The following is a 24037-nucleotide window of genomic DNA, read 5'->3' as shown; positions in this document are numbered from 1 at the left end:
AGTATAAAAACAGAAAAACCCTATCCGAATTGGATAGGGTTTTTCAAAAGAAAGGCGACGACATACTCTCCCACAATGATGCAGTACCATCTGCGCAGGCGGGCTTAACTTCTCTGTTCGGGATGGGAAGAGGTGAGCCCCGCCGCAATAACCACCTTAAGGCTATTCGCTGCAAGCAGCTTTTAATTATTAATTATCAATTGTAAATTGTTAATTATCAATTAAACAATATTTTAACATACTGAGATAAAGAAACAAATAAGCTTTATTTAAGAAAGTTCCTTCCCGAGCCATTGGCTCGGGAAAAAGGGTGTGCATAAGCTTACGGATTATTAGTACTACTCGACTGTGACATTACTGCCTTTACATCTGTAGCCTATCAACGTGGTCATCTTCCACGATCCTTAAAAGAAATCTCATCTTGTGGTGGGTTTCGCGCTTATATGCTTTCAGCGCTTATCCCTTCCCAACGTAGCTACTCTGCGGTGCCCCTGGCGGGACAACAGATACACTAGAGGTTAGTCCAATTCGGTCCTCTCGTACTAGAATCAGATCCACTCAAATTTCTAACGCCCGCAGTAGATAGAGACCGAACTGTCTCACGACGTTCTGAACCCAGCTCGCGTGCCACTTTAATGGGCGAACAGCCCAACCCTTGGGACCTTCTCCAGCCCCAGGATGTGACGAGCCGACATCGAGGTGCCAAACCCCCCCGTCGATATGAGCTCTTGGGGGAGATCAGCCTGTTATCCCCGGCGTACCTTTTATCCTTTGAGCGATGGCCCTTCCATGCGGAACCACCGGATCACTATGCTCTACTTTCGTACCTGATCGACCTGTATGTCTCTCAGTCAAGCTCCCTTATGCCATTGCACTCTACGCACGGTTACCAAGCGTACTGAGGGAACCTTTAGAAGCCTCCGTTACTCTTTTGGAGGCGACCACCCCAGTCAAACTACCCACCAAGCACTGTCCCCCACATCGCGGGGTTAGGCCTCAGATAAACAAAGGGTTGTATTTCAACAATGACTCCACAGCGCCTGGCGACGCCGCTTCAAAGTCTCCAACCTATCCTACACATCATTTATCCAAGGTCAATACTAAGCTATAGTAAAGGTGCACAGGGTCTTTTCGTCCCACTGCGGGTAAACGGCATCTTCACCGTTACTACAATTTCACCGAGCTCATGGCTGAGACAGTGTCCAGATCGTTACACCATTCGTGCAGGTCGGAACTTACCCGACAAGGAATTTCGCTACCTTAGGACCGTTATAGTTACGGCCGCCGTTTACTGGGGCTTCAATTCAATGCTTCTCCGAAGATAACATCTCCTCTTAACCTTCCAGCACCGGGCAGGTGTCAGGCCCTATACTTCATCTTACGATTTTGCAGAGCCCTGTGTTTTTGATAAACAGTCGCCTGGACCTCTTCACTGCGGCCCCGATTGCTCGGGGCGACCTTTCTCCCGAAGTTACAGGTCTATTTTGCCTAATTCCTTAGCCATGAATCTCTCGAGCACCTTAGGATTCTCTCCTCAACTACCTGTGTCGGTTTACGGTACTGGTTCTTACTGCCTGAAGTTTAGAGGTTTTTCTTGGAAGCCCTTAGGCGCACTATCTCTTTGTCCGAAGACTCCGAGTACTATCGCATTTCACCAAACTCTCCGGATTTGCCTAGAGAGCCTATAGCTAGGTGCTTTAACGAACTATTCCGTCAGTTCGCGGCGCTTTCATCACTCCGTCACCCCATCACAGCAATAAGAAGTACGGGAATATTAACCCGTTGGCCATCGACTGTCCCTTTCGGGTTCGCCTTAGGTCCAGACTAACCCACAGCTGATTAGCATAGCTGTGGAAACCTTAGTTTTTCGGTGTGCGGGTTTCTCGCCCGCATTATCGTTACTTATGCCTACATTTTCTTTTCTGACCGGTCCAGCATGCCTTACGACACACCTTCAGCCCTGTCAGAATGCTCCCCTACCACTTGCACATACATGCAAATCCATAGCTTCGGTAATATGCTTATGCCCGATTATTATCCATGCTCGTCCGCTCGACTAGTGAGCTGTTACGCACTCTTTAAATGAATGGCTGCTTCCAAGCCAACATCCTAGCTGTCTGGGCAGACAAACCTCGTTCTTTCAACTTAGCATATATTTGGGGACCTTAGCTGATGGTCTGGGTTCTTTCCCTCTCGGACTTGGACCTTAGCACCCAAGCCCTCACTGCTGTAAAACATTATATAGCATTCGGAGTTTGTCAGGAATTGGTAGGCGGTGAAGCCCCCGCATCCAATCAGTAGCTCTACCTCTATATAACTATTATCAGCGCTGCACCTAAATGCATTTCGGGGAGTACGAGCTATTTCCGAGTTTGATTGGCCTTTCACCCCTACCCACAGGTCATCCGAAGACTTTTCAACGTCAACCGGTTCGGTCCTCCACTGTGTGTTACCACAGCTTCAACCTGCCCATGGGTAGATCACACGGTTTCGCGTCTAACACTACTGACTAAAGCGCCCTATTCAGACTCGCTTTCGCTGCGGATCCATGGCTTAACCACTTATCCTTGCCAGCAGCGTTAACTCGTAGGCTCATTATGCAAAAGGCACGCCGTCACCCCACGAAGGGGCTCCGACCGCTTGTAAGCGCATGGTTTCAGGATCTATTTCACTCCGTTATTCACGGTTCTTTTCACCTTTCCCTCACGGTACTGGTTCACTATCGGTCTCTCAGGAGTATTTAGCCTTAGCGGATGGTCCCGCCAAATTCAGACAGGGTTTCACGTGCCCCGCCCTACTCAGGATACCGCTATCCTTTACATTCATTACTTATACGAGGCTATCACTCTCTATGGCTCTACTTTCCAGCAGATTCTAATTCTTTATGCAAGAAATGTCGCGGTCCTACAACCCCAGCAATGCCGTAACAATCCTGGTTTGGGCTAATCCGCGTTCGCTCGCCACTACTTACGGAATCACTTTTGTTTTCTTCTCCTCCGCCTACTTAGATGTTTCAGTTCAGCGGGTTTGCCCACCTATCGGTGTGCTATATCTTCAATATAGCGGGTTGCCCCATTCGGATATCTGCGGATCAATCGGTGTGTGCCCGTCCCCGCAGCTTTTCGCAGCTTATCACGTCCTTCATCGCCTCTGAGAGCCTAGGCATCCCCCATGCGCCCTTATTTTGCTTATTGCACCAATCTTGTTCCTTAAAACAAGACCGTTTTGTTTTGTTTTTATTATTGCTAATAAAAACGCTTTCTACTTTCTTATTATTTTCTTATCTCAATATGTCAATGAACTTTTTTCCTTTCGGAACTGTGGAGAATAACGGAGTCGAACCGTTGACCTCCTGCGTGCAAGGCAGGCGCTCTAGCCAGCTGAGCTAATCCCCCAAATCTAATGATGAATTGTGAATTATGAATTATGAATTAATATTCATAACGCTTCAACTCTAGAATTTCCTTCTCTTTAAGCCTTAAAAAGTAGTCCCGGGCAGACTCGAACTGCCGACCCCTACATTATCAGTGTAGTACTCTAACCAGCTGAGCTACGAGACTCTGTTTTTTTTTACTTAAAAGTTTATTTCTTTAAATTAACAGCAAGAGTAATGCAATTTCAAGATCCAGAACCTAATGTCCGGCATCTTATTTCCCAAGCGTGCCCTGAGGCTAACACTTTGGGCTCTAGAAAGGAGGTGTTCCAGCCGCACCTTCCGGTACGGCTACCTTGTTACGACTTAGCCCTAGTTACCAGTTTTACCCTAGGCAGCTCCTTGCGGTCACCGACTTCAGGCACCCCCAGCTTCCATGGCTTGACGGGCGGTGTGTACAAGGCCCGGGAACGTATTCACCGGATCATGGCTGATATCCGATTACTAGCGATTCCAGCTTCACGGAGTCGAGTTGCAGACTCCGATCCGAACTGTGACCGGCTTTATAGATTCGCTCCTGGTCACCCAGTGGCTGCTCTCTGTACCGGCCATTGTAGCACGTGTGTAGCCCAAGGCGTAAGGGCCGTGATGATTTGACGTCATCCCCACCTTCCTCACAGTTTGCACTGGCAGTCTTGTTAGAGTTCCCGACATGACTCGCTGGCAACTAACAACAGGGGTTGCGCTCGTTATAGGACTTAACCTGACACCTCACGGCACGAGCTGACGACAACCATGCAGCACCTTGTAAACTGTCTTGCGAAAGATCTGTTTCCAAATCGGTCAGTCTGCATTTAAGCCTTGGTAAGGTTCCTCGCGTATCATCGAATTAAACCACATGCTCCACCGCTTGTGCGGGCCCCCGTCAATTCCTTTGAGTTTCAAACTTGCGTTCGTACTCCCCAGGTGGGATACTTATCACTTTCGCTTAGCCACTGAACTTGCGCCCAACAGCTAGTATCCATCGTTTACGGCGTGGACTACCAGGGTATCTAATCCTGTTCGCTACCCACGCTTTCGTCCATCAGCGTCAATCCACTGGTAGCAACCTGCCTTCGCAATTGGTATTCCATGTAATCTCTAAGCATTTCACCGCTACACTACATATTCTAGTTGCTTCCCAGTAATTCAAGTCCTGCAGTATCAATGGCCGTTCCACCGTTGAGCGATGGGCTTTCACCACTGACTTACAAGACCGCCTACGGACCCTTTAAACCCAATGATTCCGGATAACGCTTGGATCCTCCGTATTACCGCGGCTGCTGGCACGGAGTTAGCCGATCCTTATTCTTACGGTACCGTCAAGCTCCTACACGTAGGAGTGTTTCTTCCCGTACAAAAGCAGTTTACAATCCATAGGACCGTCATCCTGCACGCGGCATGGCTGGTTCAGGCTTGCGCCCATTGACCAATATTCCTCACTGCTGCCTCCCGTAGGAGTCTGGTCCGTGTCTCAGTACCAGTGTGGGGGATCTCCCTCTCAGGACCCCTACCCATCGTAGCCTTGGTAAGCCGTTACCTTACCAACTAGCTAATGGGACGCATGCTCATCTTCCACCGTTGTGACTTTAATAGCCAAACCATGCGGTTTGGCTATGCTATGAGGTATTAATCCAAATTTCTCTGGGCTATCCCTCTGTGGAAGGCAGATTGCATACGCGTTACGCACCCGTGCGCCGGTCTCAAAGTCCGAAGACTTCTACCCCTCGACTTGCATGTGTTAAGCCTGCCGCTAGCGTTCATCCTGAGCCAGGATCAAACTCTTCATCGTATATTTTAATATTATATAGTCGATGCCTTTTCTATCGGTTCTTTTCGAATCTCTCGATTCCATTACTCTTATTTTTTCTTGTTCTGATTTTCATCAGAACGGCTGTCAATTCAATATGTCTACGAACGTGTCTTTTTCTGTCTTCGCCTGTATCTCAAAGCGGGTGCAAAACTAAAACTTCTTTTTGTTTCTCGCAAGAAAAACTTAAAAAATTTTTGAAGCTTTCTTTTCGCCTCATCTTTTCGTTTTTCTCACCAGTCTATCAAGGAACTTTCCGTGTTTTGCGGGGTGCAAATGTAAAAAGCTTTTTCCTTTCCCGCAAGCTTTTTTTAATCTTTTTTTTTCGGAAATCTCTTTCCTCAAATGTGATCAAGCTGCCGGAATGTCTAAGAGCGTTTTTCGCTGTTGCGGGTGCAAAAGTAGAACCTTTTTCCGCTTTTCCAATGCTTTTGCCCAGCTTTTTTTGATTTTTTTTCGGATTATTTCTTAATGCACTGATAACGGCAGGTTTGCATTTTGGATATTTTCAGCCATGCGTAGGACTTTTCCTCTTTAGCATGGCTTTTCGGCATTTTTTGCGGGCTGAAGCTTTCCGTTTTTAGGGAATTTTCAGCCCCTCCCCCTTCTTTCTGCCGATTTTCCATTCTTTTTAAGGGGCCCGTCTGCCAAAAGCCTCTTCTGAAAGCCGATGCCCATAGCCCCGATAGGAGCGGAAATCCTTTTGGGGCCGGGGTTCGCCATAAAAAGATTGCAGCGGATAGCGGGAAATAGCTCCTAATTAAACGCAAAATTCTAATCTTTCAAATTCCAAATTCCAAAACTGCCGATAAAAAGGCTTCGCTGCGCTCTGACTGGCAGCCGAAGTTTTCTCATTATATATCTATACAAAAAACAAACCCGACAGGTTTTGAAAACCTGTCGGGTTGTAATCGAGACTTACTCTTATATATATAGTATAATTTAAAAACTATACATTATATGTATTACTCATTCAAAGCATCTATTACTTCTTTTGTAATTTGAATGCTTTTTAGTTTTGCTTGGTGATCGAAGATTGGACTTGTCACCATTAGCTCATCGATTCGGATATAGTCAATAAACTTTCTCAAATCGGCTACTAGCTGCTCTTTGTTTCCTGTAAAGGTACCTGCTGTCATTTGGTTCACATGGAAACGTTCTGCTTCGTTCATGATATCATCTAGCGATGGAACTGGTGGTTGCAATCCTTTACGATCATTTCTAATTAGATTTAGAAACATTTGATACAAACTTGTCGATAGCAATTCTGCTTCTTCATTGGTATCTGCCGCAATGATATTTACACACGCCATTGTTTTTGGCTGATCTAAATACTCTGATGGCTGAAAATTTTCTCTATAAAATTCGAATGCCTGAATCATTAGTTTTGGCGCAAAGTGTCCAGCAAAAGCATAAGGCAATCCATAAGCTGCCGCTAAGGCCGCACTATCCATACTTGATCCTAAAATCCAAATTGGCACATTTAGCCCCTCGGCAGGAAATGCGCGAACTTTTCCTGTGGCGTTTTCAGAAGAAAAATATTCTTGAAGCTTACTTACGTTTTGCGGAAATCGCTGTGCTTGTTCGAAAAAGTCTTTTCGGATTGCTTCGGCAGTTGGCTGATCTGTTCCTGGCGCTCTTCCTAAACCTAAATCAATTCGATTTGGATAAAGAGTTTCTAAAGTTCCAAATTGTTCTGCCACTACTAGAGGAGAATGATTTGGAAGCATGATTCCGCCAGAACCTACGCGGATATTTTGGGTTTGACTTGCCACGTAACCAATTAAAACTACAGTTGCCGTACTTGCAACATGTGCCATATTATGGTGTTCTGCCAACCAGATTCTCTTATATCCTAGTTTATCGGCTAATTGCGCTATGTCTTTTGTTTTTTGGAATGTTTCTGTTGCGTTACTATCTTGGGTGATAATTGCAAGCTCTAATATTGAGACTGAAATCGGTTTTTTCATATAAATTAAGGCTAAAATGCAAAATTAACTCATTTATGCGAATGCCTTTTGTTTTCTAGTGTTAATAGAATTATAATATTCTAAAGTCATTCAAAATAACTAATTTTTAATAATTAATTATCGTTTTACGATAATTAATTATACATTTGCAATATCAATTTAATTTCTCATTGTATGAAGACTACTCATATTGTTTCCAGAATATTATTTTATTTCACCCGATTCTTGTCTGTAGTTTATTTTTTCTTGGCTGCTTATTCGGTTTTTACTTTAGTGACAGGATTTTTTCTAACATTTAAAGATAACGGAAAATATTTTCAGGTTTGTTATCCATTTACTTCTCATCCTTTAATGCTGGGTGATTACAACTTGCCGTATATTCTTTTTGATTTTTTAGCTCCACTGAGTTTGTACGGGCTTTTCTTTTTACTAAGCAGTAATGTCTTTAAAGTTTTCTTTCAGCCTAAATTGTTTACTCAAACTGGAGTTCTACACTTAAAACGCTTTTATTTATCCAATTTATTTATTCCTAGTATCGTGATATTTTTTGCGTTCTTCTTTGTTCCTTTAGATAATGAAGTAGCGCTTTTTATCATATTGCACGGAATGCTTGGCGCTTTTGCTTATTTTTTAGCTGCCATTTTTAAACAAGGTTTAAACCTTCAGAACGAACAAGACTTATTTATATAGCTATGCCAATAATTGTAAATGTTGATGTAATGCTTGCCAAACGCAAGATGCAGAGTAAAGAATTGGCAGAGAAATTAGAGATAACGCCTGCTAATTTATCGATTCTAAAAACTGGAAAAGCAAAAGGTATTCGATTTGATACTCTCGAAGCTATTTGCAAAATACTAGACTGCCAACCTGGTGATATTTTAGAATATGTAAGCGAGTAGCTTTCTTTTAAATCAAATTTTCTGAACATAAAAATCGGCTTTTTGAGGCCGACAGGACTTTTATTGCCTAAAAATTTCAAATCATCATTTATATAATCATCAAAAATCAATCAAAAAATGAACAGTTTATCTATCAAAAATCTCAGCAAAACGTATGAGAACGGCACACAAGCGATTGACCATTTATCGCTTGAAATTTCAAACGGAATGTTTGGTTTATTGGGTCCGAACGGTGCAGGAAAATCGACATTAATGCGAACTATTGCTGCTTTGCAGGAACCTACTTCGGGAATTATCGAATTTAACGGAATTAATATTCTCGAAAACCCAATGTTTATAAGAGAAAATCTGGGATATCTTCCACAGGAATTTGGCGTTTATCCAAAGATTTCTGCTTATCGTTTATTGGATCATTTGGCAATTTTGAAGGGAATTGTCAATAAGAAAGAACGTCACAATCAAATTTTGTATCTGCTACAACAAACTAATTTATTACAACACAAAGACAAAGCGGTTCATTCTTTTTCTGGCGGAATGCGTCAGCGTTTTGGAATTGCACAGGCTTTATTGGGAAATCCGAAAATTATTATTGTCGATGAACCCACCGCGGGACTTGATCCTGAAGAAAGAAACCGATTTAATAATTTGCTAAGTGAAATTGGCGAAAGCATTATTGTGGTTTTGTCAACACATATTGTAGAAGATGTTCGCGATCTGTGCACCAAAATGGCAATTATTTCTAATGGAAAATTGATTTTGGAAGGAAATCCAAATGAAGCGGTCGATTCTTTGAAGGAAAAAATCTGGACGAAAGCAATTCATAAAAATGAACTGAAAAAACATCAGGAACATTTTAATATTATTTCTTCTCATCTGAATTCAGGAAAAATCAATATTCATGTTTTTTCTGAACAACAGCCTGATTCTGGTTTTGAATTGACTTCTCCAGATTTGAGCGACGTTTACTTTAATATTTTATCTCAAAATCAACTTAAAAAATAACGTTATGCTTTCTAAATTAATTCAATTTGAATGGCATAACAATACCAGAAGCTGGACTTTTTATGCCACATTTATTATTTATTTGGTTTTAGGCTTTTTTGTGAGCGCTTTTGCGAACTTTTCGTTTTCGGGAGCTTATAAAAATAGCCCGTTTGTACTGACTTACGCGATTGGCTTGATATCGTTAATGACAATTTTCTCTATCACACTTCAAGTTGCACAGCATTTTTTAAAAGAATATGAAACTAAATTTGATGCAATAATCTTCTCTACTCCTATTTCTAAGTTTTATTTTTTGGGAAGCAAATTTATTACAGCTTTTGTAATTGCACTTTCTTCTTTTGGAATGTTCATTATAGGAATGATCACCGGGCATCAAATGTCGTGGATTCCCAAAAGCGACATTGGACCTTTTGAAATTATCAATTACATTTGGCCTTTTCTTGTTATCATTGTTCCCAACATACTTTTATGCCTTTCGATTCTTGCAACGATGGCTTGGCTTACACGAAGCAAACTTTTTGTTTATGTTGGCGGCTTATTCATCTACATATTATATATAGCAGGTTCTATTTTTTCAAATTCGCCGTTATTTGCAAATGCTTCTCCGTCTTCCGCGAAAGCGATGTCTTTGGCAGCAAAAATAGATCCGTTTGGTTTGGCAGCATTTTTAGAACAAACGAGATATTGGACATCGATAGAAAAAAACACCCAACTGATTGCACTTTCGGGCAACTTCTTATTCAATCGAATCTTATGGATTTCTGTTTCTTTCATACTAATTTTTGTTTCTTATAAGTTATTCTCATTTCGAAAAACAAAAACCAAAAAGATAAAATCGGTTAAAGTCAATATAAAGGAGACAAAAACATATTCTTTTACAATTCCGAAACAGCAATTTAAAACCTCCAAACATAATTGGGCTGTTTTTAAAAGCAATTTGAAAATGGATATTTATTTGGTTTTAAAAGGAATTCCATTTTTATTGATTGTAATTCTCTTTTCGGGATTATTAATGATTGAGATTTCAGATGAAATTGATGGCGGAATCCGTTTAGCTGAAAAAATTACCGATACAGCTCTAATGATTTCCACCATAATGGATCGTTTGCCTTTTATATTGATTTTGACAACTCTTTTTTATAGCAGTGAATTATTGAATCGAAGCGAAAATTCGAGATTTGAAATGCTTGAAAATACAGCGCCGTATTCTCAATTTGTAGTTTTGGTTTCGAAATTGACAGCACTTTTTATGATTCCGATAATCTTAATAGGAATTAGCATTTTTATTGGAATTGGTTTTCAAATCATACATGCAAATGCACCGATTGAAGCTGGTCTTTACTTTTCGATGTTTTATTATATCGGATTTCCATTGTTTTTGATTTCTATTTTAGTGATCGCAATTCAGACTTTCATAAAAAACAAATATTTAGGATTGGGAATTTCTGCTTTTATTACGCTTTTGTTTTGCACAGGAATTGGTGAACAATTGGGAATTTCGCATCCGTTATTTCGATTCGGAGATTCTTTTAAAAGAGAATATTTTGATTTGAATCGTTTCGGAAGTTATACTTTTCCCTTTCATATTTCGATGTTCTATAATTTGGGTCTGGCTTTGATTCTGCTGACTTTGACTGGAATTTTATGGAAACGAAATTCTACTATTCTAAAAACCATTCGTAGAAATTCATTTAACACTATTCAAAAAACAACTTTTGCTTTGGGAAGTATTCTTTTCATTGGTTTTGGAAGCTATATTTTTTATAAAACCAATATTGAATACCCGTATTTGACCAAAGACGATCAGGACAATTGGAGTGAAAAATACGAAAAACGGTTTAAAAAATATTCGAATCTTGATCAGCCAACGATTGTTTCTGTAAAAAGTAAAGTCGATTTGTTTCCTGAAGAAAATCGCTACGAAGTAAGTGGTACTTACGAATTGATCAATAACTCTGAAAAACCAATTGATAGTTTACTCCTATATATAGATCGAAATTCGAAACTGACTTCTGTTGAAATTGAGAATGCGAAAAATCTAGATGATGTTTCTGAATTTCAGCATTATTGGTATCGATTAGAAAAACCTTTAGAACCTCATCAGAAAATGAAAATGAGTTTTTCTTTTAAATCTTCGTGGTCACCGTTTAAAGGTCATACCGCATTTAATTCTATTATTGAAAATGGTTCTTTTATGCGAATAAGCCGTTACTTTCCAACTTTTGGTTATCAGGATTCTAACGAAATTAGCAGTGAAAAAGAGCGAGCAAAAAGGCATTTGAAACCACAGACTCCACTTAAAAAATTGGAAGACAAATCGAAAACAACAAATGATTTTATTGATTACGATGCTGTTGTTTCTACTTCTAAAAATCAAACGGCAATTGGCGTTGGAGATTTAATCGGGAACTGGGAAAAAGAAGATCGAAATTATTTTCATTATAAGTCTAATGGAAAGATTCCGTTTCGATTTGCATTTTCTTCTGCGGAATATCAAATTCAAAAAACGAATTATAAAGGCATTTCAATTGAAGTTTATTTTGACAAAAGACATTCGAGAAACGTTGCAAAACTGATTCAAGATGTAAAAAACACTTTAGATTATTGTCAAAATAATTTTGGAAAATACCCATATAAAACCATTCGTTATGCCGAGGTTTCTGCTTTCGCTGATGGATTTGCGGCGACTTCGTATCCGTCCACAGTTTTTATGAAAGAGAATTTTGGGTTTTACAGCAACTTGAATAATCGAGATAAGGAAGATATCATCAATCAATTGACGGCTCATGAATTGTCGCACGAATGGTGGGGAAATTCGCAAATCAGTCCTGAACAAAAAGAAGGAAGCTGGATTTTGACTGAAACTTTGGCGCAATACACGGAACTGATGTTGTATGAAAAAGAACATGGTTTGGAAAAAGCGCTCGAAACTTTAAAAATTCATCTCGATTTATACTTGAGCAGCCGAAGTTATGATCCTGAAACGCCTTTGTATAAAACAAATTACGAAACTCCACATTTACCTTATGATAAAGGAATGCTGGTCATGCATCAGCTTCGGGTTTTAATTGGTGAAGAAAAAGTAAATCTGGCTTTGCATAATTTCTTAAGCCATTATAAATATCCTAATCCAATTCCAGATTCTGAAAATTTATTGAGAGAGATTTATGCAGTTACAGATTCTAAACTTTATCCAAAACTGGATGAAATGTTTAAAAAGATTATTACTTATTCTTCTAAGATTTCTGAAGTTGAAAGCGTAAAAAAGAATAATCTTTATGAAGTTTCTTTTAACGCTAATTCTAAAAAATATATTGAAAATGCTACAGGAGTTCGGAAGCAAATTGACAATGATAAAACAATCGATATTGGAATTTATGATGAAAACGGAAAGTTATTTCGCTACACATTTCCGATCAAAAACAATAGAATTGAAGGGAAAATTAAAATCAAAAACAAACCTCAACGAATTGTAATTGATCCTCTTTTAATGAATATTGACACTTTTATAAAAGACAACGAAAAGGAAATTGATTAGTTTTTTTTTGTGCCTAATTTTTAAACACATAGAAACATAGATTTTTCTTTATCTAAAAAGGAGTTTAAAAGAAACTAGTTTCTAACACATAGCCAACTATGTGCATTTATACAAGTGAAACGTCTTTTTTATATTGCAAAAAACTATGTTTCTATGTGTTCAAATTTTTATGTAATATTCTATTTTAATTGAATAAAAATCTGTTTGTGAGTGGTTTTTCCGTCGTCTTTTATTTTCAAATCTTTATTGGATTCGATTTCAAATTTTGATGATGTTTCTACATTTAATGAAATATCATGGTTTCTGAAATTTTCTGGAATTTCTGGAAGCTGAATTGTAACAGTTACTTCTTTATTTTTCTGCTGAAAATCTAATTTTATTCTGTCTCTTAACCAAATGTATTCATACACTTCCTGCCACGGCGCCATCCAGATTGAGTCATTCCCCTTTAAACCGTATTTATTGGCAAGCGTAGTCATATAATATTTGAATTCAGGAAAACGAATGCTTAGATTCCACAAATTTGTGTTTCCAGTTCCATGCGTGAATTCATTAAACCAAACTGGGTCTTTTTGTTTTACAATAGAATCTATCGTTTTCAAATAACGATCCATCGTTTTAAAACTTGTTATATCTTTTGAACTCTGAACAAAAGTTCGAGCAGAAATCATTCTATCTAAATCTACTTTTGAAGCCACTTTAAAAACGGGTCCAACACCATAATAAGACGCTACCGAAAAATGTCCGTTATTAAGTGCCTCTTTTTCATATTCCAAATAATATTTCTCATCACCTTCTCCGCCTGGAACTACAAAATGCGACATCGTAAAATCAAGATTTTGCTTTATTGAAGCAGTATTTTCGGTTACTTCTGTCAAATAATTAGTTCCGTGTTTTGTGGCATGATGAAAACTATGATTCAATATATCCCAGCCAGCATTGTACATTTCTTTTACTTCTTTCCACGAAAGATGCCCACGATTTTCTGGCAAATCTCGAATCGAACCACCATTGATTGCTAATGCCAATTTAAACGAAATTTTATTTCCCATTCCGTCCGAATAGAAAAGTCCTTCCGAAGTTGTTCCGTCTCCGCCTTGATCAATTTTCCATTCGTTTATTGATGAATTGCTGATTTTTCCACCATTCAATAATGGAAAAGCGGTTAAATAGGCCGATCTGTAACCGTCGTCGAGCGTAAAACTATACGCCAAATGTTTGTTGTATTTTAAAGGAGAAACAGCTATTTTGAATTTCTCAGCCGATTTCAATTTTATTTTGAATGAAATAGTTTTTGCTTTTGAAGAATCTTTTTGAATAATTCCTTTTGAAAAACTAGTAAAGCTCCCGAAGATTACGATAGCTATTATAAGTAGAATTCGTTTTGACATAAATTTTAGTGGTTCTTTTGCGATCTAAAAGTACATTTCTTTTTGAAAAAATATTTTAAAACTGATTCTGTCTTTAAAAATAATTTGTTCTGAATTAAAAAAGAGAACTAATTTTAAACCTAAATTTGTACATCAAAACACCAATTCGGTTTTAGCTTATCTGCAAAATGACACACAAAATTTTAATTATAGACGACGAAGAAAAACTAAGAAGTCTGCTCGCGCGAATTATAAAATCGGAAGGATTTGAAGTTTTTGAAGCCAAAGATTTAAAATCTGGTTTTAAAAAATTGGAACAAACCGAAATTGATGTCGTTTTGTGCGATGTGAAACTTCCTGACGGAAACGGCGTTGATTTTCTTCAAAACATAAAAGGAAGTTTTCCCTTAACAGAAGTTATTCTGCTGACTGCTTTTGGAAATATTCCCGATGGTGTTCAAGCCATGAAAAATGGTGCTTTCGATTATATAGTAAAAGGCGACGATAATGATAAAATTATTCCGCTTCTTTATAAAGCTGTTGAAAAAGTGCATTTACAAAAAAAAGTACAACAGCTTGAAAAGCGAATCAACGATAAATATTCTTTCAATACCATTATTGGAAAATCAAAGGGGATCGAACAAGTTATTGATTTGGCGCAAAAAGTAGCCAAAACCGATTCGACTGTTTTACTTATGGGTGAAACCGGAACCGGAAAAGAGGTTTTTGCGCAGGCGATTCATGAAAACAGCAATCGTGCAGGAAAATCTTTTGTGGCACTGAACTGCAGTACTTTCACTAAAGAAATTTTAGAAAGTGAACTTTTCGGTCATAAACAAGGCGCATTTACGGGAGCTGTAAAAGATAAAAAAGGTTTTATCGAAGAAGCAAACGGCGGGACTTTATTCCTGGATGAAATTGGCGAAATGCCAATTGATCTCCAAGCAAAATTATTGCGTGTTTTAGAAACTTCCGAATATATTCCTGTTGGTGATACCACTCCAAAAAAATCAAATTTCAGATTAATTGCAGCTACAAACCGAGATTTAAAAACCGAAAGCGATGAACATCGCTTCCGTTCTGATTTGTATTTCCGCTTGAATATCTTCGAAATTAAATTGCCTTCTTTACGAGAGAGAATTAAAGATATTCCGTTATTGGCTAATTATTACGTGAAACAATTTTCAGAAAAAACGAATAAAAAAGATTTACAGGTTGGAGATGATTTTTTACAGAAATTAGAAAATTACTCTTGGCCAGGAAATATCCGCGAACTCAAAAACGTTATTGAAAGATCGGTTATTTTGAGCAATGGAAATATTCTGACCGCAGATGTTCTTCCTTATGAAATGCAACATCAAACTGAAAACAACTCGAAACCAATGTCAGCTTTCTCTATGCAAAGTATTGAAAAACTGCATATTCAAAAGGTTTTAAATTATACGAAAGGAAATAAGGCTGAAACGGCCAGATTATTAGAAATTGGAATTGCAACTTTGTATAGAAAGTTGGAAGAATATGGGATAGAAAATTCCAAAAATTAAATTCCAAATTCCAATGGCAATTTCAATTTCAAAGCTTCGGAGAAGCGGTATATTTATAGAATATTTTTAACCGCATTGATTGAAAGCTCCAACGGAGCGACACCGACACAATCTAAAAAACATGTCACCCCGCTGGGGCTCTTGTAAATGTGAATACATCATTTTCTATAAATATACCGCTTCTCCGAAGCTTCAAAATAACATATCAAAACGAGAAAAGCTTATCAAAATGATAGGCTTTTTTTATGCCTATTTTTTGGCACAAAACTACATCCCTTTTATTCACAACACTTTACACACAACCTGATTTTTTCGGAACATATTTTGGCATAAGGAGAGAGAACATTAAAAAATTCATTCCAAATGAAAAATCAAGTTACCTCAATCTACAAACAAGCAGAACGATTTGCTGAGATCACTAAAAAAAATATTATCTGCGGTAATATCGTTCGAGCAAAAAAATGCTTAGCGCTTGCTGAACGGTTATTTATAAACGGAAGTATCGAAACCAAAAATGCCATTTCTAATGTATATGTTTTCTCAGTTTCGTCTTTTATGGAAATGCGTCACTGCAATATTTCTCACCTTTTCCCTCAAACGCTTAAAGCAGAATATATCAAGCAGGTTAATGCTTCGGGAGTATAACGTTTAATCGGTTAACTGTTTAATTGTTTAATCGGAAAAATCTAAAGTCTACAATCTTAAATCTAAAATAATCATGGTTACAATCCTCCTTCTCGCTTTAGCAGTTTTACTGTTTGCAATTTGTTTTCTGTCAGTTGAATTCTTTGAAAAAATCTAAATCATGACTGCACTATTTATTATTTCAATCGCCGTTTTCGTGTATTTGATTTATGTATTAATCAAACCTGAAAAATTTTAAAAATGAAAAAATCAAATTATAAAAATAAAAAGACATCCCTATTGTATGCATGTGCTGTCTGGACATTAGCCTTTATTGTACTAATCCTGTTTTTATAAAATTCTAAAAATTAAATAATTTCTAACAAATAAAATATGAACTCAGAAATACTAGGCGTCATAGGTATTTTTATTCTTACCATTGTTTTAGCAATTCCTTTCGGAAAATATATTGCTAAAGTTTTCCTAGGAAATAAAACGCTTCTTGACCCGATTTTCAATCCAATTGAAAAACTTATTTTTAAAATCAGCGGTATCAATCCAGCTGAAGAAATGAACTGGAAACAGCACTTAAAAGCACTTTTAAGCATCAATATGGTTTGGTTCTTTCTCTGCTTTTTTGTCTTGCTTTTTCAGGGTTCTTTACCTTTAAATCCTGATAACAATCCTTCAATGACACCAGATCTAGCATTTAATACTGCTATTTCATTTTTAGTCAATTGTAACTTACAGCATTATTCAGGCGAAAGCGGAGTTTCTTATCTTTCACAAATCGTCTTAATGTTCCTTCAATTTGTTTCTGCTGGTATCGGAATGGCTGCTGCTGCTATGATTTTTACAGCAATGAAAGAAAGAACAACAGAACAATTGGGTAATTTCTACAATTATTTCATCAAAAGCTGTACTCGTATTTTATTACCACTTTCAGCAATTGTAGCTGTAGCACTAGTATTTAGCGGTACTCCAATGACTTTTGAAGGTAAAGATGCTATTACAACTTTACAAGGTGATCATGTTGAAGTGTCACGAGGGCCAGCTGCTGCTTTTATCGCTATCAAACATATTGGTACAAACGGCGGTGGATTTTTTGGAGCTAATTCTACTCATCCATTAGAAAATCCAACTTACTTTACAAACGCAATTGAACTTTGGGCACAAATGATTATTCCGTTTGCGATGATTTTTGCTCTTGGATTTTTCCTTAACAAAAGAAAATTGTCAAACATTATTTTTGGTGTAATGACAGTTGGTTTTTTACTCTTGGTTGTTCCAACTGTTATGAGTGAAATCAACGGAAATCCTGCTATTGCAAAAATGGGAATCGCACAGACAACTGGAGCTATGGAAGGAAAAGAAGTTCGTTTTGGCCCAGCAATTTCAGGTTTTTGGAGTATTGCCACAACGGTAATTTCTACAGGTTCTGTAAACAGTATGCATGATAGCTCTATGCCTATTTCTGGTGCTATGCAACTACTATCTATGATGGTAAATGCCTTTTACGGCGGATGTGGTGTTGGTATTCTGAACTACTACATTTTCATAATTCTAGCCGTGTTTATATCTGGATTAATGGTTGGTCGAACTCCAGAATTTTTAGGAAAGAAAATCGAAGCTCGCGAAGTAAAAATTGCTGCTTTTATTGCCATTCTTCACCCTTTATTAATATTAGCCGGAACTGCTTTAGCTTCTTATTTTGCCGCGCATGATACTGCAATGGGTTATTGGTTTAACGGAAACGCAACAGGCTGGTTAAACAATCCAGGAAATCACGGATTCTCTGAAATGTTATACGAATACACTTCGAGCGCCGCTAACAACGGTTCTGGTTTTGAAGGCTTAGGCGATAATAATCCGTTCTGGAATATCACTACAGGAATTGTATTACTGCTAAGCCGTTTTATTCCAATCATTGGTCCATTGGCAATTGCAGGTCTACTGGCAGGTAAAAAATACATTCCAGAGAGTGCAGGAACTTTAAAAACGGATACCTCAATTTTCGGAATTATGACTTTTGCTGTGATTGCCATTATTGCTGCTTTATCTTTCTTTCCAGCGTTGGCTTTAGGTCCATTGGCAGAATTCTTTACACTAAAATAATAACTCATTTTTCAATGCTGAAAATATTTTAAACACATAGAAACATAGTCTTTTCTTTATCTAAAAAAGAAAACCAAAAGAAACTAGTTTCTAACACATAGCTATGTGCATGTATGCAAGTGAAACGCCTTTACCACAAAGTAAAAATCTATGTCTCTATGTGTTTAAATAAATCAGTTAAACAAAATAATATAAAAAATGACAACTAATAAATCCACATCATTGTTTGAAAGCAAACAGGTAAAAGAAGCCTTAGTGCAATCTTTTGTGAAGCTTAATCCAAAAATGATGGTTAAAAATCCGGTAATGTTTACCGTAGAAATTGGAACAGCCATTATGTTTGCTGTCTGCGTTTCGATCTTAATGGGCGCTAACGATCAGGGAAGTTTTACTTATAACTTAATTGTATTTTTAATTTTACTGGCAACGCTTTTATTTGCCAATTTCGCTGAAGCTATTGCCGAAGCAAGAGGAAAAGCACAAGCTGACAGTTTAAGAAAAACCCGTGAAGAGACTCCTGCAAGACAGATTCTTCCAAACGGAGAAATCAGAAATATCAGTTCTTCAGCATTAAAAAAAGACGATATTTTCGTTTGCGAAGCTGGCGATTTAATTGCTGCCGATGGTGAAATTATCGAAGGTTTGGCTACAATCGACGAAAGTGCCATTACTGGAGAAAGTGCTCCTGTAATCAGGGAAGCTGGCGGTGACAAATCTTCTGTAACCGGAGGGACAAAAGTATTATCTGATAAAATTAAAGTACGAGTAACTTCAGAACCTGGCGAAAGCTTCTTAGATAAAATGATTGCTTTGGTTGAAGGTGCAAGCCGTCAGAAAACACCAAACGAAATTGCCTTAACTATTTTATTAGCCGCATTTACTTTAATCTTCGTGATTGTGTGCGTTACGCTAAAACCGTTTGCCGACTATGCCAACGCACCCATCACGATAGCGGCTTTCATTGCTTTGTTCGTTTGTTTGATTCCAACTACAATTGGAGGATTACTTTCTGCAATTGGTATTGCTGGAATGGACAGAGCGTTGCGAGCTAACGTAATTACAAAATCGGGGAAAGCGGTTGAAACTGCAGGAGATATTGATGTACTGCTTTTGGATAAAACTGGAACGATTACAATTGGAAACAGAAAAGCAACCAATTTTTATCCAACAAAAGGAATTTCTTTTGATGACTTTGTGAAATCGGCTGTTTTGAGTTCGCTTGCTGATGATACGCCTGAAGGGAAAAGCATTTTAGAGTTAAGTGAAATGATTGATGTGAAAAGTGAAACAAAAGCAAGTTTCTTAAAAACTACTTCTGATATTTCACACACTATAAAATTTACTGCCGAAACCAGAACTTCTGGAGTTGTATTAAAAGACGGAACAAACATTCGAAAAGGTGCTCAAGATGCTGCAAAAAACATTGCACAACAAGCAGGAAATTCTTTCCCTGAAGATACTGCACAACAAGTAATTTCCATTTCGTCTAACGGAGGAACACCTTTAGTAGTCATTAAAAATAATGAAATCCAAGGTGTTATCGAACTTCAGGACATCATTAAAACCGGAATGAAAGAACGTTTTGAGCGCTTACGCCGAATGGGAATCAAAACGGTTATGGTTACGGGTGATAATCCGCTGACAGCGAAATTTATTGCCGAAAAAGCTGGCGTGGATGATTTTATTGCCGAAGCTAAGCCTGAGGATAAAATGAATTACATTAGAAAAGAACAGGCTGAAGGACGTTTGGTTGCCATGATGGGTGACGGAACAAATGACGCTCCTGCCCTTGCGCAAGCCAATGTCGGCGTTGCGATGAACAGCGGAACTCAAGCGGCAAAAGAAGCTGGAAATATGGTTGACCTTGACAATGACCCAACGAAACTAATCGAGATTGTTGAAATTGGAAAACAGCTTTTAATGACTCGAGGTACTTTAACTACTTTTTCTATTGCAAATGACGTTGCGAAATATTTTGCTATTGTTCCTGCTCTTTTTATTACTGCAATTCCTGCGCTTCAAGGTTTGAATATTATGCATTTGCATAGTCCTGAAAGCGCCATTTTATCGGCTGTAATTTTCAATGCGATTATCATTCCGATTTTGATTCCGCTGGCATTGAAAGGTGTTGAATATCGTCCGATTGGAGCAAGTGCCATTCTAAAACGTAATCTTTTGATTTATGGTCTTGGCGGTTTAATTGTTCCTTTTATCGGAATCAAAGTTATTGATTTAATAGTTGCAATCTTTATGTAAAAAAAGTTGCTAAGGTTCTGAGATACTAAGGCGCTAAGTTTTTTTTTCTTAGTCCCTTAGAACCTTAGCTCCTTAGAACCTCTAAAAATGAAAAAAATGAAAAATCTATTTTCACTCATAAAACTTACTGTCGCTACATTAATCTTGTTCGCAGTTATTTATCCTTTAGCGATTTACGGAATCGCACAAATAGCTCCCAATCAAGGAAAAGGAGAAACTATTTCGGTTAACGGAAAAGTAGTTGGTTATCAAAAAATCGGACAAAAGTTCGATAAGTCAAATTATTTCTGGGGAAGGCCTTCGGCTGTTGATTATAACGCGGCGGGAAGTGCAGGAAGCAATAAAGGCCCAAGCAATGCTGAATATCTAGCATTGGTTCAAAAAAGAATTGATACACTTTTATTGGTTCATCCGTACTTGAAAAAATCTGATATTCCTGCTGATATGGTTACAGCTTCAGGAAGCGGTTTAGATCCGAATGTTTCTCCGCAAGGCGCTTTGATTCAGGTGAAACGTGTGGCTAAAGAGCGAAATTTAGCTGAAGCGAAAGTAAAAGCTTTAGTAGAATCTAAAATTAATTCAGCTGTTGTTGGTCCTGAAACAGTTAATGTTTTGGAATTGAATGTGGCTCTTGATGCGCTTCGATAAGTCGCTAAGATACTGAGTTTTTCTCCTGCAAGGTTTTTAAAACCTTGTAGGTATGACAAAGTGATTTGCTCATTTAATGTCATTGCGAGGAACGAAGCAACCTCACTAACAATTATACATAAAGTTGACTTTGCAAATGTGGTTGCTTCGTTCCTCGCAATGACAAACTGTGCCGAAAATTAGAATCGACAAACTAAACTTTAAAATTAATACCTACAAGGTTTAAAACCTTGCAGGAAACAAAAACGCCTTTTTACCCCAAATGCCCTAGCCCCGATAGAAACGAAAATCCTTTTGTTTGGGGGTTCCAAACAAAAGATTGTAGTGGATAACGGGATTAGCTCCTAAAAAAATCTACTAATAAATAATTTAACTCAGAGGATGAGATTGTTTCGTTCCTCGCAATTACATATGAAAAAAATAATACTTACTGCTTTAATCGCTTTTGGTTATGGCAATTTACACGCACAAGAAGAATCTAAAAGTCCGTTTACGTTTTCTGGATATGTAGATGTTTATTACAGTTATGATTTCGCGAAACCGGAGAATCATACAAAACCGAGTTTTTTTTATAATTATAATCGAACCAATGAAGTGAACCTGAATTTAGGTTTGGCAAAGGTGAATTATTCTAAAGGAAATGTCCGAGCGAATTTAGCCTTGATGGCAGGAACTTATGCGCAATATAATATGTCGGCTGAGCAGGATTTACTGCAGAATGTTTATGAAGCGAATGTGGGTGTGAAGATTTCGCAAAAACATGATTTATGGATTGATGCTGGGATTATGCCTGCTCACATTGGTTTTGAAAGTGCAATTGGAAAAGACTGTCAGACTTTAACCCGAAGCATTTTGGCTGAGAATTCGCCTTATTATGAAGCGGGAGTTAAAATTGGCTATACATCTGATTCTGGAAAATGGTATTTGGCGGCGATGTATTTGAACGGCTGGCAGAGAATTCAGAAAATAGACGGGAATCAAACGCCTGCATTTGGAACGCAAGTTACGTACAAACCATCTGATCGGGTTGTTTTGAACTGGAGTACATATATTGGAAACGAACAACCTGATATTGACAAGAGATGGCGTTACTTTAATAACTTTTATGGACAATTTAAAGTGGCTGAAAAAGTAAACTTAACAACTGGTTTTGATATTGGTTCTCAGCAATCGGCTAAAGGAAGTAATAAATATGATGTTTGGTTCTCTCCTGTCTTAATTCTGCAATACAAACCGACTGATAAAATTCAGCTGGCTGCACGAGGAGAATACTACAGCGACGAAAAAGGTGTAATTATCGCAACTGAAACTCCAAACGGATTTAAAACTTACGGATTTTCAGCTAACTTTGATTACTTAATTACTGATAATGTTATGTTTAGAATTGAAGCTAGAAATCTTTCAAGCAAAGATGAAATTTTTACAAAAAATAATCTGCCAACAGATACGAATACGTTTGTGACAACTTCGCTGGCTATTAGTTTCTAGAAATATTTTTGCCACAGATTACACAGATTAAAAGGATTTTTTTTCGCCACGAATTACACAAATTTTCACAAATTTTTATTCAATATAATTCGTGGAGATTTGTGTAATTCGTGGCAAATAAATCAACACAAAGCAATTCAATAATCTTTTTAATCTGTGAAATCTGTGGCTAAAAAAAATAAAGGTTAGTGTCTTAGCGCCTTCGTGGCAAAAAAATATGAAAGAAGAAAACGAAAATAACGCACAGCATTTTCTGGATTTGATTCAGAAATCACGAAAAGGGAAGTTTAAAATCTACATTGGAATGAGCGCCGGTGTGGGCAAAACTTTTCGTATGCTTCAGGAAGCGCATTCGTTATTGAAAAATGGAATCGATGTCAAAATTGGCTACATCGAAACGCACATGCGAAAGGAAACGCATGAATTATTAGCAGGCTTGCCTATAATTCCGAGGCGGACTATTTTTTATAAAGGAAAAGAACTCGATGAACTCGATGTTCAGGCAATCATCAACCTTAGACCAGAAGTGGTTATCGTTGATGAATTGGCGCATACAAACATTGAAGGAAGCAAAAACGAAAAACGCTGGCAGGATGTTCTGGAGATTTTGGATGCTGGAATTAATGTAATTTCGGCAGTGAATATTCAGCATATTGAGAGTTTAAATGAAGATGTAAAACGTATTACCAATATCGATGTTCAAGAAAGAATTCCCGACAATGTTTTACGTCTGGCCGATGAGGTAGTGAATATCGATTTGACATCAGAAGATTTGATTGCCCGACTGAAAGAAGGAAAAATTTATACAGCAGATAAAATTCCGACTGCTTTAGCGAACTTTTTTAAATCGGAACAAATTCTGCAACTACGTGAATTGGCTTTAAAAGAAGTGGCAAGTCAGGTAGTTCGAAAAGTGGAAAGTGAAGTTCCGAATCTGCATGCTTTAAGACATGAAAAGCTTTTGGCCTGCATTAGCAGTAATGAAAAAACGGCTAAAATCATTATTAGAAAAGCAGCAAGATTAGCCAGTTATTACAACGGATCGTGGTATGTTTTGTATGTTGAAACGCCAAAAGAAAGCAGTAACAGAATTGCACTCGACAAACAAAGACATTTAATTAATAACTTTAAACTCGCTGTGCAATTAGGCGCTGAGGTTATTAAATTGGAAAATTCAAATATTACCGATGCTATTTTAAAAACGGTAGAGCAAAAACAAATTACAACTGTCTGTATCGGAAAACCGCATTTTAATTTGTTTAAAGTAATTTTGTCTACAACAATTTTCAGACGTTTGCTCAACAAATTGTCTTTGTCAAACGTTGATCTTGTAATACTGTCGTAATTTTTCTAACCAT

General features: G+C 37.7%; 15 protein-coding genes, 2 tRNA genes and 3 rRNA genes. 12 read left to right on the top strand and 8 right to left on the bottom strand.

Going from position 1 to position 24037, the window contains the following annotated elements; genetic code table 11:
• Positions 1-49: 49 nt before the first annotated feature.
• The 7 genes from rrf to PQ463_RS23045 all read right to left on the bottom strand — a co-directional run bounded on the left by rrf (position 50) and on the right by PQ463_RS23045 (position 7192).
• Positions 50-159 (bottom strand): 5S ribosomal RNA (gene rrf / locus PQ463_RS23075).
• A gap of 153 nt (positions 160-312) precedes the next feature.
• Positions 313-3195: ribosomal RNA gene (locus tag PQ463_RS23070) — 23S ribosomal RNA — on the bottom strand.
• A 126-nt stretch (positions 3196-3321) separates the two neighbouring features.
• Positions 3322-3395: transfer RNA gene (locus tag PQ463_RS23065), tRNA-Ala, on the bottom strand.
• Between the two features lie 91 nt (positions 3396-3486).
• Positions 3487-3560: transfer RNA gene (locus PQ463_RS23060), tRNA-Ile, on the bottom strand.
• A gap of 130 nt (positions 3561-3690) precedes the next feature.
• Positions 3691-5204, bottom strand: a 16S ribosomal RNA gene (locus tag PQ463_RS23055).
• The 16S, 23S and 5S rRNA genes sit together here with 2 tRNA genes alongside, the layout of an rRNA operon.
• A gap of 479 nt (positions 5205-5683) precedes the next feature.
• Positions 5684-5848, bottom strand: a complete 165-nt coding sequence (locus tag PQ463_RS23050; RefSeq protein ID WP_274255664.1) for a hypothetical protein — start codon at positions 5846-5848, stop codon at positions 5684-5686.
• Positions 5849-6187: 339 nt separating this feature from the next.
• The gene (locus tag PQ463_RS23045; RefSeq protein ID WP_274255663.1) at positions 6188-7192 is read right to left on the bottom strand and encodes an LLM class flavin-dependent oxidoreductase; all 1005 of its coding nucleotides are present in this window, start codon (positions 7190-7192) and stop codon (positions 6188-6190) included.
• A gap of 174 nt (positions 7193-7366) precedes the next feature.
• On the opposite strand from PQ463_RS23045, the gene PQ463_RS23040 reads away from it, so the two are divergent.
• The 4 genes from PQ463_RS23040 (at position 7367) to PQ463_RS23025 (ending at position 12634) form a co-directional block, all read left to right on the top strand.
• Positions 7367-7882 (top strand): DUF2975 domain-containing protein, encoded by a 516-nt coding sequence (locus PQ463_RS23040; protein WP_274255662.1) that lies wholly within the window; start codon positions 7367-7369, stop codon positions 7880-7882.
• Positions 7883-7884: 2 nt separating this feature from the next.
• Complete coding sequence (locus PQ463_RS23035; protein WP_072975024.1) at positions 7885-8091, top strand: helix-turn-helix domain-containing protein; 207 nt, start codon at positions 7885-7887, stop codon at positions 8089-8091.
• A gap of 117 nt (positions 8092-8208) precedes the next feature.
• Positions 8209-9093 (top strand): ABC transporter ATP-binding protein, encoded by an 885-nt coding sequence (locus PQ463_RS23030; protein ID WP_274255661.1) that lies wholly within the window; start codon positions 8209-8211, stop codon positions 9091-9093.
• A 4-nt stretch (positions 9094-9097) separates the two neighbouring features.
• On the top strand, positions 9098-12634 hold the full coding sequence (locus PQ463_RS23025; RefSeq protein WP_274255660.1) for an ABC transporter permease/M1 family aminopeptidase: 3537 nt from the start codon (positions 9098-9100) through the stop codon (positions 12632-12634).
• A gap of 179 nt (positions 12635-12813) precedes the next feature.
• Here the strand turns inward: PQ463_RS23025 and PQ463_RS23020 are convergent, their stop codons facing one another.
• On the bottom strand, positions 12814-14025 hold the full coding sequence (locus tag PQ463_RS23020; protein WP_274255659.1) for a polysaccharide deacetylase family protein: 1212 nt from the start codon (positions 14023-14025) through the stop codon (positions 12814-12816).
• A gap of 167 nt (positions 14026-14192) precedes the next feature.
• Here PQ463_RS23020 and PQ463_RS23015 point away from each other — a divergent pair, with 167 nt between their 5' ends.
• The 8 genes from PQ463_RS23015 (at position 14193) to PQ463_RS22980 (ending at position 24024) form a co-directional block, all read left to right on the top strand.
• Positions 14193-15548 carry a sigma-54-dependent transcriptional regulator gene (locus tag PQ463_RS23015; RefSeq protein ID WP_274255658.1) on the top strand — a complete coding sequence of 452 codons (1356 nt, stop codon included), beginning with the start codon at positions 14193-14195 and terminating at the stop codon, positions 15546-15548.
• Positions 15549-15911: 363 nt separating this feature from the next.
• Positions 15912-16193 carry a DUF7674 family protein gene (locus tag PQ463_RS23010; protein ID WP_008466868.1) on the top strand — a complete coding sequence of 94 codons (282 nt, stop codon included), beginning with the start codon at positions 15912-15914 and terminating at the stop codon, positions 16191-16193.
• A gap of 160 nt (positions 16194-16353) precedes the next feature.
• Positions 16354-16431, top strand: coding sequence for a K(+)-transporting ATPase subunit F (gene kdpF, locus PQ463_RS23005; protein ID WP_073099479.1), 78 nt, complete (start codon positions 16354-16356; stop codon positions 16429-16431).
• Positions 16432-16565: 134 nt separating this feature from the next.
• A complete protein-coding gene (gene kdpA / locus PQ463_RS23000; protein ID WP_274255657.1) occupies positions 16566-18287 on the top strand; it encodes a potassium-transporting ATPase subunit KdpA in 1722 nt (573 codons plus the stop codon).
• Between the two features lie 198 nt (positions 18288-18485).
• The gene (gene kdpB / locus PQ463_RS22995) at positions 18486-20543 is read left to right on the top strand and encodes a potassium-transporting ATPase subunit KdpB (RefSeq protein WP_274255656.1); all 2058 of its coding nucleotides are present in this window, start codon (positions 18486-18488) and stop codon (positions 20541-20543) included.
• A gap of 96 nt (positions 20544-20639) precedes the next feature.
• Positions 20640-21191: a K(+)-transporting ATPase subunit C gene (locus PQ463_RS22990; RefSeq protein ID WP_274255655.1), complete on the top strand. Its 552-nt coding sequence runs from the start codon at positions 20640-20642 to the stop codon at positions 21189-21191.
• Positions 21192-21602: 411 nt separating this feature from the next.
• A complete protein-coding gene (locus tag PQ463_RS22985; RefSeq protein ID WP_274255654.1) occupies positions 21603-22679 on the top strand; it encodes a porin in 1077 nt (358 codons plus the stop codon).
• 217 nt (positions 22680-22896) lie between these two features.
• The gene (locus PQ463_RS22980; RefSeq protein WP_111376114.1) at positions 22897-24024 is read left to right on the top strand and encodes a sensor protein KdpD; all 1128 of its coding nucleotides are present in this window, start codon (positions 22897-22899) and stop codon (positions 24022-24024) included.
• The last annotated feature ends 13 nt before the right edge of the window (positions 24025-24037 follow it).

Origin of the sequence: Flavobacterium sp. KACC 22763 (assembly GCF_028736155.1) — a bacterium.
GTDB lineage: Bacteria > Bacteroidota > Bacteroidia > Flavobacteriales > Flavobacteriaceae > Flavobacterium.
The sequence above is the reverse complement of the archived record's forward strand: the minus strand, read 5'-3'. Positions and strand labels throughout refer to the sequence as shown.